General features: G+C 44.6%; 10 protein-coding genes. 3 read left to right on the forward strand and 7 right to left on the reverse strand.

Annotated features, from left to right (window positions below; all coding sequences use genetic code 11):
- Positions 1 to 75: 75 nt before the first annotated feature.
- The 6 genes from cyoE to AMBT_RS02880 form a co-directional block, all read right to left on the reverse strand.
- The gene (gene cyoE, locus AMBT_RS02855; protein ID WP_202945453.1) at positions 76 to 951 is read right to left on the reverse strand and encodes a heme o synthase; all 876 of its coding nucleotides are present in this window, start codon (positions 949 to 951) and stop codon (positions 76 to 78) included.
- Between the two features lie 53 nt (positions 952 to 1,004).
- Positions 1,005 to 1,277, reverse strand: coding sequence for a cytochrome o ubiquinol oxidase subunit IV (gene cyoD, locus AMBT_RS02860; RefSeq protein ID WP_417874133.1), 273 nt, complete (start codon positions 1,275 to 1,277; stop codon positions 1,005 to 1,007).
- Positions 1,278 to 1,396: 119 nt separating this feature from the next.
- The gene (gene cyoC, locus AMBT_RS02865) at positions 1,397 to 2,023 is read right to left on the reverse strand and encodes a cytochrome o ubiquinol oxidase subunit III (RefSeq protein WP_041452479.1); all 627 of its coding nucleotides are present in this window, start codon (positions 2,021 to 2,023) and stop codon (positions 1,397 to 1,399) included.
- Positions 2,020 to 4,008: a cytochrome o ubiquinol oxidase subunit I gene (gene cyoB, locus AMBT_RS02870; protein ID WP_013783077.1), complete on the reverse strand. Its 1,989-nt coding sequence runs from the start codon at positions 4,006 to 4,008 to the stop codon at positions 2,020 to 2,022. The genes cyoC and cyoB overlap by 4 nt, the downstream gene beginning before the upstream one ends.
- A 2-nt stretch (positions 4,009 to 4,010) precedes the next feature.
- A complete protein-coding gene (gene cyoA / locus AMBT_RS02875) occupies positions 4,011 to 4,952 on the reverse strand; it encodes a ubiquinol oxidase subunit II (protein WP_013783078.1) in 942 nt (313 codons plus the stop codon).
- Between the two features lie 214 nt (positions 4,953 to 5,166).
- Entirely contained in the window at positions 5,167 to 5,586 is a 420-nt protein-coding gene (locus AMBT_RS02880; protein ID WP_013783079.1) for a hypothetical protein, read from the reverse strand.
- Between the two features lie 733 nt (positions 5,587 to 6,319).
- Between AMBT_RS02880 and AMBT_RS02885 the strand changes: the two genes are divergently transcribed.
- The 3 genes from AMBT_RS02885 to AMBT_RS02895 all read left to right on the forward strand — a co-directional run bounded on the left by AMBT_RS02885 (position 6,320) and on the right by AMBT_RS02895 (position 13,016).
- Positions 6,320 to 7,213: an SDR family NAD(P)-dependent oxidoreductase gene (locus tag AMBT_RS02885; protein ID WP_013783080.1), complete on the forward strand. Its 894-nt coding sequence runs from the start codon at positions 6,320 to 6,322 to the stop codon at positions 7,211 to 7,213.
- A gap of 337 nt (positions 7,214 to 7,550) precedes the next feature.
- The gene (locus tag AMBT_RS02890; protein WP_013783081.1) at positions 7,551 to 10,808 is read left to right on the forward strand and encodes a WD40/YVTN/BNR-like repeat-containing protein; all 3,258 of its coding nucleotides are present in this window, start codon (positions 7,551 to 7,553) and stop codon (positions 10,806 to 10,808) included.
- A gap of 93 nt (positions 10,809 to 10,901) precedes the next feature.
- On the forward strand, positions 10,902 to 13,016 hold the full coding sequence (locus tag AMBT_RS02895) for a TonB-dependent receptor plug domain-containing protein (RefSeq protein ID WP_013783082.1): 2,115 nt from the start codon (positions 10,902 to 10,904) through the stop codon (positions 13,014 to 13,016).
- Here the strand turns inward: AMBT_RS02895 and AMBT_RS02900 are convergent.
- Entirely contained in the window at positions 12,999 to 13,532 is a 534-nt protein-coding gene (locus AMBT_RS02900) for a PepSY domain-containing protein (RefSeq protein WP_013783083.1), read from the reverse strand. The genes AMBT_RS02895 and AMBT_RS02900 overlap by 18 nt on opposite strands.
- Positions 13,533 to 13,690 lie beyond the last annotated feature (158 nt).

Below are 13,690 nucleotides of genomic sequence, written 5' to 3' on the forward strand. Positions count from 1 at the left end.
CAGTTTCCCCTTGGTGATCACACGATATGGGGGCCGAGTATTTACTGTAGACACCACCGGTCCCTATATAAATAATCAAAAAATAAACTGTGCCTGAGAGTGATAATCTACCGCCATAGCAATTGATAACGCAGTAATATTGACGATAGAGAACCCGAACACTTGTCGTGCCCAACCTTCAATATTGATATCGCGGCGATATCCTCGCAGCGCCATAATCAACCACCATAAGCTGGTGGAAAATGCCACGGCCAAAAAGCCCACACCCGTATAACCACTAATTGGCAACAGCAGTGTAACCATGGCATATACCGCAATGTATAACACGATGTGCTGCTTAGCTTTTGCGATGCCTTCTGCCACCGGCAATACCGGTATATTGGCAGCTTCATAATCTTTGAAACGGAAGATAGCGATGGCATAAGAATGGGGCATTTGCCATATACTGAACATCACTAGCAAAATCGCGGCGGCGGTGTCGAACTCAACGGTTACTGCACAGTAACCTACCACGGGCGGTACCGCGCCAGATAAGCTACCAACAAGGGTGCCATACACAGAGTTACGCTTCATGTATAAGCTATACACGCCTACGTAAACCACATAACCTAAGGCAGCGAAAAGCACTGCCGTAAGATTGGTGTAAAAAGCCAGTAAAGCGAAACCAGCAACCCCTAGCACTACACCGTGCCAGAAGGCTGCTTTCAACGACATTTCGCCGGTGACAGTCACTCTAGTGCGTGTTCGCTGCATTTTGGTGTCGATGTCGCTGTCTATGCAATTGTTAACTGCACATCCAGAAGCCACCACTAAAGACAAGCCAATCAAGGTCGCTACCATCAAAGGCCAGTCAACATCCCCGCGGGCGGCAAGTAAAAAACCACCTGCTACGGAAATTAAGTTGCCCATGATGATACCGGGCTTGGTGACCGATAAATAGCGTCGAAATATCGCGTTCATTTTACTGTTTACCTTGTTACTTATGCATAATGAATAGCAATACGCTAATACATCATCATCGCGTTAGACTCGTAAATTATCCAAATAGACAGCCCTACTACCATGAAGATAATAAGTGCGCTGAATAAAAACGAAATGGTACTGGCTCTGCCGTCTTCAGTCACAAAGTTAAGGTGAAGAAAGTACTTCAGGTGAACCCAAATTTGTACAAGTGCGAAAACGACGATGCTCCACAGGGTAGTTACTTTTGAGAAGTCGCCTTCCATAACCATAACAAATGGAATAAGCGTCAATATCACCGATAGCACAAAGCCAATAAGATAAGTTTTTACGCTGCCATGCTCGGCAGCGTGATTGACTGAGTTTGCATTGTCATCGTTAGCACTATTTCCCGCTAAGGCACTGGTGCTAAATTTATTAGAACGATGGCCTGTCATTACATTGCCCCCATTAAATACACCACGGTGAATACGCAAATCCACACAATATCGAGGAAATGCCAGAACAAGCTTAAGCAACTCAGGCGCGTTACGGTTTTTTCAGGTAAGCCTCGGCGGGATACCTCGATGAACAAAATGGTCATCCAGATAAGCCCCGACGTAACATGAAGCCCGTGTAACCCTACTAGCGAGAAAAAGGCGGTAAGAAACGCACTTTCTTGAGGGCCATTGCCATGTACGATTAAGTGATGGAACTCATATACTTCCATGCCGATGAACGTCGCACCCAAAACCCAGGTGATAGCTAACCATGCTAACGCACCGCTTTTGTTTTGCTTGTGCGCACAAATCATGGCGAAGCCGAAGGTGATACTACTAACGAGCAGGGCAGCGGTTTCAACCGCCACAAAGTTTAGTTCGAAAATATCTTTACCAGATACCCCGCCAGCGGTGTTCATAAATAACACCGCATAAGTGGCTAAGAATGAAGCGAATAACAAACAATCGGTCATTAAGTACAGCCAAAAGCCGAATACCGTATTGTTTTCGTGATGTTCGTGGTCGTGGTCTAAAGCGTGCTCTTCGTGAATATCGTGAGCTATATCATTTGCTAGTGCGCTCATACAGACGCTCCTTTCGCATTGGCAGCTAAATGCGCGTGTTCAATTTTTTCAATCTCATCTACCTGAACGTAGTAATCAACATCAGAGGTGTAACAACGCTTAATAAATACACCTATTCCAGCAATAAGCCCAACAGCAGCTAACCACCAAATATGCCAAATAAGCGCAAAGCCCATTACCGTGCAGCTCATACTCATAAATACACCCGCAGAGGTATTCTTCGGCATGTGAATAGGCGCGTATTTCTCAGGCTTTTGATAGGAATCGCCACGTTCTTTTGTGTCTGTCCATGCATCGATATCTTTGATGTGTGGAATATTGGCGAAGTTATAGAATTGAGGCGGAGACGCCGTGGACCATTCCAGTGTGTGTCCATTCCACGGATCGCCTGTGGTATCGTTAAGCTTGTCTTTGTTTTTAAAGCTTATGAACAACTGCAATAATTGGAAGAAAATACCAAGGGCAATAACAAACGCACCTACTGCCGCAATGTAGAGCCATAGGTTCCAGTCAGGGTTATTGGTGTGATTAAGCCTGCGGGTCATGCCCAAGAAGCCCAGCACATACAAAGGCAAGAACGCCATCATGAAACCAATTTGCCAGCACCAAAAGGCGGCCTTACCGGTTCTTTCATCAAGCTTGAAGCCCATGGCTTTCGGGAACCAAAATGCAAAACCCGCTAAGTAACCAAATACTGCACCACCAATAATGGTGTTGTGGAAATGAGCAATCAAAAATAAGCTGTTGTGAAGCACATAGTCGGCACCAGGAATAGCCAATAGCACACCGGTCATTCCACCAATGGTAAAGGTCACCATAAAGCCCAATGCCCAAAGTACAGGCACGCTGAGTACCAATCGGCCACGGTACATGGTGAATAACCAGTTGAATAGTTTCACCCCTGTCGGCACGGCGATGACCATGGTCATAATACCGAAGAACGCATTTACATTGGCGCTTGAGCCCATGGTAAAGAAATGATGTAGCCATACCACAAAGCCTAAAATAGCAATTGCGCCCGATGCATACACCATCGAGGTGTAACCGAATAAGCGTTTTGCCGTAAAGGTTGAAATAACTTCTGAGAAAATACCAAAAGCTGGTAGCACCAAAATATAAACTTCAGGGTGGCCCCAAGCCCAGAATAAATTAATGTACATCATAGAGTTACCACCTGCTTCGTTAGTGAAGAAGTGGAAGTCTAGATAGCGGTCTAGTGTTAGCATGGCTAGCACTGCCGTAAGAATAGGGAACGACGCGGCAATAAGGATATTTGCCCACGTGCATGTCCACGTGAAAATTGGCATTTGCATCAATTTCATGCCCGGTGCACGCATCTTAAATACAGTCACTAAAAAGTTAACCGCAGTAAGTAGCGTGCCGAGCCCTGATATCTGCAAGGCCCATATGTAGTAGTCGACGCCAACCCCCGGGCTTAATTCAAGCCCCGCTATTGGCGGATAAGCTACCCAACCTGTTTTTGCAAATTCACCTATACCTAATGAAATATTAATGAGAATGGCGCCGCCAGCGGTAAGCCAAAAACTTAAATTATTCAAAAAGGGGTAGGCAACATCACGAGCACCAATTTGCAGCGGCAGCACAATGTTCATTAAACCAATCATAAATGGCATGGCCATAAAGATGATCATAATCACGCCGTGGGCGGTGAAAATTTGGTCGTAGTGTTCCGGTGGCAAATAGCCAGGCGCACCATTAGTCGCTACCGCAAGTTGGGTACGCATCATAATGGCGTCGGCAAAACCACGTAGTAACATCACCATAGCCAGCACAATGTACATAATGCCTAGATGTTTGTGATCCACAGACGTGATCCAGTCATTCCACAGTGTGCCCCACTGCTTGTATTTTGTAATGAGTAGCGCAATAGCAATACCCACTACAGCAATCACTGCCAACGTAACCATAATAATAGGTTCGTGGTAAGGCACTGACTCTATAGATAATTTACCTAAAAAAGACATAATTATTCGTTAACCTCTTCATGATGACCCTTGTGAATATCAGGCATAGCTTTTTTCATACCTGTAGCAGCGTTATTAGGCTTGCTGTAAAAATCCATTGAGCCGTGGTCTTTCATATATTTCATTAGTATTTCGTGGAATAACCCATCACTTACATCGCTGTAGTAGGTCACAGGGTGATTTTCGGTCGGTTCTGCGAGTTCTTTGTAAGTGCCAGAAGTTAATACTGTATCTTCTTGCTTAACCTTTTGTACCCAATCGTCGAAATCAGCTTCAGTAGGGGTGGCAATAGCATCGAATTTCATGCCCGAAAAACCAGCGCCACTGTAGTTGGATGAAATGCCTTTAAACGTACCAGGCTCATTTGCAATGAGGTGTAACTTGGTTTCCATTCCGGCCATTGAGTAGATTTGACTGCCCAATTGAGGAATGAAAAATGAGTTCATGGCGTTCTCAGAGGTAATTTTGAAGGCGATGGGTTTGTTAGCAGGAAAAACTAATTCGTTAACCGTAGCAATGCCTTGCTCTGGGTAGATGAATAGCCACTTCCAGTCTAAGGACACCACCTCTACAGTGAGATGCTCACCTTTGCCTTCGAGCGGCGCGTAGGGGTCTAACGCTTGCGTTGAACGCCAAGTAATAACGCCTAGCGCAATAATAATGAGTACCGGAACCGACCATACCAAGGCTTCAATTTTGGTAGAGTGGGCCCATTTCGGGGTGTAAATTTCAAAGTCGCGACTGGCGCGATATTTCCAAGCGAAATAAAGTGTTAGCACAATGACGGGGATCACAACAATGAGCATAAGAATGGTGCAAAGAATGATGAGATTCTTTTCATCCACACCTACTTGCCCTTTAGGATCGAGTACGCCGCCGCTGCAACCGGCCAGCATCAGCACGATTGTGGTAAAAGTTAATTTAAAGAGGTTACGAATAGACAAAAATATTTTTCCTATAACCCGTAAGTTCAAGGGAGTGCGGCAATTAGCCAGCGCAGATAAACAGCACCGACGAGCAGCAAAATAAGCAGCAAATAGAGCATCGATATGTATATCGAAGACAATAGATAGCCGCTGTGCTTAATCCGCAAAGACAAGCACGCAATTTAGCGTTTTCGGGTAACGATTAGTGTTTACACATCGACATCAAAAACGGTTAGCTAAGAGTAGGAGGTGCTCGGCTACCAATTTTTTGAATAAAGGGATGAGGGTATTTGTGAAAAACGAATGGAACAGGTTGGTCATTGCCAACAAATTGAGCTCTAGCGGTGGCACAGGCATGAACTTGAAGGCCAACCAGCACCAATATTATGGTTGGAAGAGAAAACAGGGAAAGCGCTTGGTTAAAAGCCGCAATGAAAAAAGGCTCAATAACAATATTGTCGTGAAGTGCACTAACAAACTCGCCTGAATCGGCCATTGTGCCGCTGGCTATCAATGCTACGTTAAGCAGTAAGGCTGCGTTCGCAATCCATAGGAATACCCCTACACCCGTGGTGTAGCGTTGAAGCTTCTGCACAAATGCTGCGAAAGCAGGCTGCAGAAAAACATCAATGGAAGGGTATGGATTGGCCATGCTTACGTAAGAATCCTCGAAAATTGCAATTGCCTAGACTGAAATTGCCTAGATAATCGAATGAACTTGAGCCGTTATTTGAGCGTGGGAGAGTAATGATTAATTCTATTTATCACAAGGGGGAGCAGGACCACCTTATTAGAAGTCGTCTCAATATAAACTCTCTATTTTCCCTTGTGTTAACAAAAAATTAATTTTTTAAAGGTTGAGAGTGTAAATGCTATTTTTAGCTGAATACTTGATAAATTGGGCCTGTGCATTCTATTTGTATGCTTTGTTCACCGCTAAAGTCTCGTTTTGTTAATTTAATGTTTTATCTTTCTGCATGTTTTAGCTTTCACGAAGTAAGTTAGGATAACCGTTAAGTAAGCCGATTTTTGCGATGAGTAGAAGCACTCAATTTTGGCTTACAACCTAAATATTGATGAATATCAGTCATATTTAATTAAGACGTCATATTATTAAAATCATAAAACGCGCTATTTTTATTAGCCACACTAAAAAGCAGTAGCCTGTTTTCTCCATATTATTGATTTCATGAAGTATCTGAAATTAGCCAAATAAAGTATCTACCCTTACGTCATCAGACTAGTCTACTTGCTGAACAACTCACTATTTCATTATTTATGCTTCGCATTTCGATGGCCTTATATGCATTCGGCCATAGTGATGGCGGCAAACGGCAGTTGCAGCAATTAATTGAGCTGCAGGAATAAAGGCAACAGGAGAGCAGATGTCTCAGTCTAATGAATTTTCAGGTAAAACCGCGGTTATTTCTGGCGCAGCGGGTGGAATTGGCTTAGCCCTAAGTGAAGCATTAGCGGCGCAGGGAATGAATATTGTTATGGCCGATATAGATGCCGCAGCGCTTGCACAGTCTAGCGAAGACTTGCGCTCAAAAGGCTACAAGGTAATCACGTGTTCACTTGATGTCACCGATTATGCCCAATGGGAAGGTGTTGTAGCTGAAGCCAAAGAGGCATTTGGCAAAATCCATATGGTCATCAATAACGCAGGTGTGGGTGGTTCTCCTGGAAAAATTGAAGACTCTGAAGCTGAAACTTGGCGCTGGGTAATGGACGTGAATGTGATGGGCGTTTTGTATGGTGCTCAAGCTTGTGTTCCTGCCATTAAAGAACATGGTGAAGGGGGCTGGGTGTTAAACGTGGCATCGATGGCTGGCTTGATGGGTATGCCATACGCGGGCGCATACTGTGCCTCTAAGGCAGCAGTAGTATCTATGACTGAAAGCTGGATGCCAGAGCTAGAGCCATTTAATATCCACACGTCGGTGTTATGCCCTGCATTTGTAAAAACCCGTATTCATGAGTCTTATCGCAACAGACAAGAAAAATATGCGGTAGCCACAGAAAAGCGTATCGATAAAGAAAAACTAAAAGCAGGGGCCAAAGCGGCCACGATGGCGGTGGAGTCTGGTATTCCTGTATCTATGTTGGCAGAACGTGTGTTAGAAGCATTACGTTCAAAGCAAACTTATATTTATACCCACCCTAACTATCGCAAAGTAACTCGCGGCCGTGCTAAAGCTATCGACAACGGGTTTGTCGACGCTGAAAACAGTTCTGTAGTAGGGCATTTAATTAACGATGACATCGTCACTTTTTAATAAGATACATTTGCTTATTTTGAGCTACTTATTGTGAGCTGCTTATCAAGTGCTGCGCTTTTTATAAGCGCCGTACTTCTTAACCGTTATTTTAGCGGTTAAAAAAGCATAGCTATTACCCCTAAAACCAGACATACAAATCAAACATGCCAGCCATAATTTGGGGGGAGTATAAAAATTTTCCCTTACAATGCCTATCCACTGACGACCATTTTTTAACCTCTATATTCAGTGGTTGGTCGTGTGTTTATTGAAACTTTATAGGTTTGTTAGTAACTCTATATAGTGTTAATACCTATAATTCTAAATTCAAATAAACACTCTGTGGATAATAATAATGAAAAAGCTTCTTAAAGCTGCAGTAGCTGTATCTCTTGCACTCTCAAGCTCGACTGTTTTTGCAGAAAAACCTAACGACGACAAACCTATTTTTAGCAGTTCAACTTTTAAAGCCATGGAGCTGAGAAATATTGGCCCTGCTTATATGTCTGGCCGAATAGCAGATATTGCTATCGATCAAAATAACCCTTCAACATGGTATACCGCGGTAGGTTCTGGTGGCGTGTGGAAAACCACAAACGCAGGTAATACGTGGACGCCTATTTTCGATAAACAAGCGGTTTACTCTATTGGCGATGTGACTATTGCACCTAGTAACTCAAACATTATTTGGGTAGGTACTGGTGAGAACAACGGCGGGCGTCATATTAGCTTTGGTGACGGCGTATATAAGTCTGTAGATGGCGGTCAAACATGGAATAATGTGGGGCTAGAGAAGTCTGAACATATCTCTGACATTATTATTCACCCTACCAACCCTGATATTGTGTGGGTGTCTGCTCAAGGGCCGCTATGGTCTGGTGGCGGTGAACGCGGTCTTTACAAAACCACTGACGGTGGCGACACATGGAAGCAAGTACTCACGCCTGCTGACAAATGGACGGGCGTAACCTCCTTACTTATCGATCCGCGTAACCCAGATAAACTTTATGCAGCCACATGGGCTCGCCAACGTTCTATTGCCGTATATGTAGGGACTAACGAAGGGGCAGGCATTCATACGTCTGACGATGGCGGTGAAACCTGGACCGAACTTAAAACCGGTTTGCCAGAAGGTAACATGGGTAAAATAGGCATGGCGATATCACCTATGAACCCAGACGTGCTTTACGCCACTATCGAAACTGACAATCGCAAAGGCGGTTTCTATCGTTCAGCCGACCAAGGCGCAAGTTGGACCAAGGTCTCTGATGAAATAGGTGCAGGTACAGGCCCTCACTATTACCAAGAAATCTTTGCTGATCAACACCAGTTTGACCGTGTTTATATTGCCAGTAACTACAGCAAAGTGTCGGACGATGGCGGCAAAACATGGACGCCAATCAATACTAAGCGCAAGCACGTAGATGACCATGCTATGGCATTCCACCCGACTGATCCTGATTTTGTATTGATGGGATCAGATGGCGGCATTTATATGTCTCATGACAGAATGGCGAATTGGCGTTTTATGGCGAACTTGCCGTTAACGCAGTTTTATAAAGTGGCGCCGGATGATTCAAAACCCTTCTACATGATTTATGCGGGCGCACAAGATAACTCTACCCAAGGTGGGCCATCGCGCACAATGCGCGAAGAAGGTATTAAGAACAAAGATTGGTTCTTAACCCTAGGCGGCGATGGGCATCAGCCAGCGGTTGAGCCGGGCAACCCAGATATTATGTATTCTCAGTGGCAACAGGGTAACCTTACCCGCGTAGACATGACCACCAAAGAAGGGGTTTATGTTAAGCCGCAGCCATTACCGGGCGACCCTGCTGAGCGCTATAATTGGGATGCACCTATTAATGTGTCTAGCCACGACCCTGCTCGTATTTATTTTGCATCACAGCGCGTATGGCGTTCTGATAACCGTGGCGATAGCTGGACAGCCGTTTCTGGCGACCTTACCAAAAACGGAAACCGTATGCATATGCCTATGATGGGCAGAACGTGGTCGGTAGAAGCGGGCTGGGATTTGTACGCCATGACAGAATTCCACACCATTGCTAACTTCTCTGAAAGCCCAGTAGATGAAAACATTCTGTGGGCTGGTACCGACGATGGCATCATTCAAGTCACTACCAACGGCGGTGAGTCGTGGAAAAAGATTGAATTAGACGCTATTAAAGGTATTCCTGCTACCGCTTATGTAAATGATATCCGTGCTGATTTATACGATCCGAATACCGTATATGTTGCTCTAGACAACCATAAATATGGCGACTTCAAACCCTATTTGATCAAGTCGACGAACCTAGGTAAAAAGTGGACGTCACTTGCTGACGACCTACCTGCAAAACACCTTGTTTGGCGTATTGTGCAGGATCATGTGAACAAAGATTTGATGTTCATTGGTACTGAGTTTGGTGTTTTCTTTACGGTGAATGGCGGTAAAAAGTGGGTTGAACTTGATGGCGGTATACCAACCATTTCTACTCGCGATGTGAAAATTCAGCGCAGAGAAAACGACTTGGTGGCCGGTACATTTGGCCGTGGTATTTATATTCTAGATGATTACGCACCACTTCGCGCATTAACTGAAAAATCGATGCAACAAGACGCGCTTTTATTTGCGCCCAGCCGCCCAGTTAAATGGTTTAAGTTAGACACTAGGCACTCTGACTCGGACGGTGATGATCGCTTTGTAGCTGAAAACCCAGCACATGGCGCTACGTTAACCTATTTCTTAAAAGACAGTTTGTTAACCGCGAAGGGTAAGCGTCAAGAAGCTGAGAAAAAGCTACTTGAAGATGACAAATATCCTAAATACCCAAGTTGGGAAGCGATAGAAGCTGAACTTCAAGAGCCAGAACCTGCTGTTTATGTCGAGATTCGTGACAATGCGGGCGACGTAATAAATCGCGTATCGGGCAGCACCAAGAAAGGGCTTCACCGCATTACGTGGGATATGAAGTATTCGAATACTACGCCGCTTACTAAGAAAGACAGCAAAAATAACGGCTTAATGGCATTGCCGGGAACCTATAGTGCGACGTTATTTAAGCGTGAAGGTGCAACAGTTACTCAATTAGCTGAGCCTGTTCAGTTTACGTTGGAATCTATCTATGAAGGTGCGCTTGAAGGGGCATCTGCTGAAGAAATTACAACTTATGGGAACGCCTTAACTAAAGCGCAGAAACGTGCAATGTCTTCAACCACTGTGCTTAAACAGGTAAAAGACACTATGGCGTTGCTTCGTGTGGCAATTGACCGCACACCAAGTAATGTAACCCAATTTGAAGCACAATTTGCGAGTATTCAAAGTGAAATAAACGATATTAATAAAGCGTTTACTGGCTTAGAGTCGCGCAATCGCAAAGGGATTAAACCGGCTAATATTATGAGCCGTTTGCGCTATGCACGTTCGGCATTAAATTCATCTTATGGGCCGACTCAACAGCATAAAGACCAACTTGGTTACGCTGAAGATGAATTAAGCCAAGTAATTGCGCGTATTAAAACGTTGCATGAAACCACGCTGCCTGCGCTTCAGCAAGCGGTGGTGAATGAAGGTGGTCCGTGGACCGCTGGCATTCCGGTTATTGCAAACTAACGGGCGTTAGTGCAAACAGATGCGGCAGCGTTACGCTGCCGCGTTTTTTATTTTCACCCTTCTTTTTTAGCTTTACTACCGTAGCAAGACCCAATGAAAAGCCTGTCGTATTCTTTCTGTTTTTTATCTTCCGCTAAGTTTTCGCGTTTTGGATTAGCCCCTTTTAGACTATTGTTAACCGTTTCTTTTTTAGCCGTCCCCGTTTTTTGTGCCAGTGCTACTGATGCTCAAGGCGCTGATAGTGAAGGTGTTGATGCTGAAGGGGCTAACAATGCAAGCTCCAACGATATTAGCGCTAAGGAAGTCGAGCGGTACACTGTCACCGCAGAGCGCGCCTATTACAATCAAACCTTAAACAGCATCTTCCCCCAATATACTTACGATAAATCGAATCTTGTGGGTAGCCCCCACATTAATGACATTTTGCTCCAATCGCCTTCAGTTAACTTAAATGGGCAAGGTGGGCAAATTCAAAATATCAATATTAGGGGCTTTTCTCGCTGGCGAATACAAACCTTGCTTGATGGCGTACCTATTGTGAGTGATCGCCGCGCAGGGGCGAGTGTTGGGTTTGTTCCTCCCTCATTTATTCAAGGTGTTGCCGTCATTCCTGGCGCTGCCTCTACCTATTTAGGTTCGGGCGCTATAGGTGGCGCTGTGGATTTGTTACTACCGTACAACACTAAATCTAACCTTCAAATAGGGTGGAGCAGTAACCAGCAGGCACAAGACTACAGTTATGCCGATTATGCAGGCAATACCGACTGGAACCTGTCGTATCGTAAAGGCAATAACGGCTCTGACGCACAAGGCAATACCCTGTTCGATAAGTTTGAACAAACCGCCTTGTTTTTAAGGCATCGGCCGGATAATGGTGTGCTGAAAGAAGCCTGGACGTTGTATTCAGACAACCGTGATATCGGTAAATCCAGTAGCGACTTTCCAGAAGATAGAGTAACAACCTACCCAGAAAATACGCACTGGCTAGGCAAAATGACGTTTGCATTCTCTAATATATTTAGCAGCCTTTGGTGGCACCAATCCACATTGGACACCCACATTTTAAGACCCGAGGATCGGATAAACGAAAGTGAAAGCGAGGCGTTAGACTTCGGATTTGATGTTGGCAGTAACGCACGTATCAATAACTGGCAGGTAAACTGGCAAGTTCAGTTGTTGGGACGGGAGGGGGTAACTATTGATGAAAGGGAGCTTACCTTGGTTTCCTCTGCTAGTGGCTCGCTTGTAGGTGAATCTCTTTTAAATGAGACATTAAGCTCGACCGGCTCATCTTTTATCTCTGAATTAGCTTACGAGCTTCGTACATTGGATGCCAGTGAAACCACAATTGCCGGTATTGCTGATGCAACACGCTCTTTTGGTGATACCTCGCTAGCGTTTAGAGGTAGGTTAGATTGGCAGCAACAGTCTAACAATGCTGTCGATATTGAAAATGCTAACATCAGCGGTTTTATTGGCGCTAGCCATATACTTTCGCCGCAATGGACGGCTAGTGTTTACTTATCTAGCGCCTTTAGGAATCCGTCATTAACTGAACGCTATTTCTCCGGTGAAACCCCTCGGGGTACCGTGTTAGGTGATGTCGATTTAGACACAGAGCAGGCCACAAATATACAGGCTTCGTTATCGTATAACAGCAACGGCTTAACAGCTTCAGTTGAAGTGTTTCGGCAGAAAATCAACCACTATATTGAGCGTACTACGGTATCTGAAGATGTTCAGGTTTACAGTAATTTAGACAGTGCGACCATTCAAGGCATAAGCTATCAGCTAGATTGGCAACAGTCACAAGCTGCAAATAGATCGCAAAATAACACACCCGATCAAGGATATTGGTTCGCGCAGTTAAATGGCGCGTGGATTGAGGGCGAAGATAATATAGGTAGCGCTATTGCTGATATTCCGCCACATAGTCAGCGACTAACATTAGGGTATGAGCTAGAGGATGTACGGCTATTTTCAACGCTTGTTTATCGCGCCAGCAAGCGGGATATTGGCGATGGTGAAAAAGAACTCGATAATGTAACGACATTAGATATTGGCGCGGCTTGGCAATTCAACCAACGTACTTCACTGCAAGCTAGCTGGCGTAATCTTACTAATCAGCAATATTATGTAAGCGCCGACGACAAAGCGGCATTTGCGCAAGGTGAAAGTGTACAGCTAGCGTTAACCTTTTTGCTGTGAACGATAGTAACGTTTTCGATATTTACTCTTTAATGTAGTAAATAACATCACTAAGCCCGTCAGCCATAAAATGAATAGCAAAATGGCGGCGGGCAAGAATAGCCATAACTTTGCGCCTTCAAAAAACCAGCTGCCATCGTGAATAGCTTCAATGGTATCGGTACGCCGATAAGCAACCTGCAGCACTTCGCCATTGGTTGCATTCAACTGTACTTCCCAATGATTCTTTCCGCGTACTTTTATAATGCCTTTGTCGGGCCTAACGTCTAAACGGTCGATGTCGCTCCAACTGTTTAATTCGGCTTCAGGGACGAGCTGAATTGCCTCAATAATACTATCGAAACTAATAGATGGGGCGTTACCAGCGGCTTTTTGGGTAGGCGGTTGTAGCCAGTCGAACTCTTTTTTTACCTGCAACAAAAGACCACTGCCAATCACAACAACGACAGGAATAAAAATGGCCAAAGAGAGCCACAAGTGAAAATTGCGGCTTGTTTTACGCAGGTTAATCGACATGCACTTACTACCTAAAAATGGACACTCACTATACTGCATCTAATTTAGCGAGTAAAAAATGTGAGCCCATACTAAGATTTCAAGCGACGAATAAATGGGTTAAAACCGCTTGGTAATCACCGTAATATTGATAGTCTTATAGAAAGTAGAATAACCAC

The sequence above is a fragment of the Alteromonas naphthalenivorans genome, assembly GCF_000213655.1.
GTDB classification, from domain to species: Bacteria; Pseudomonadota; Gammaproteobacteria; order Enterobacterales; family Alteromonadaceae; genus Alteromonas; species Alteromonas naphthalenivorans.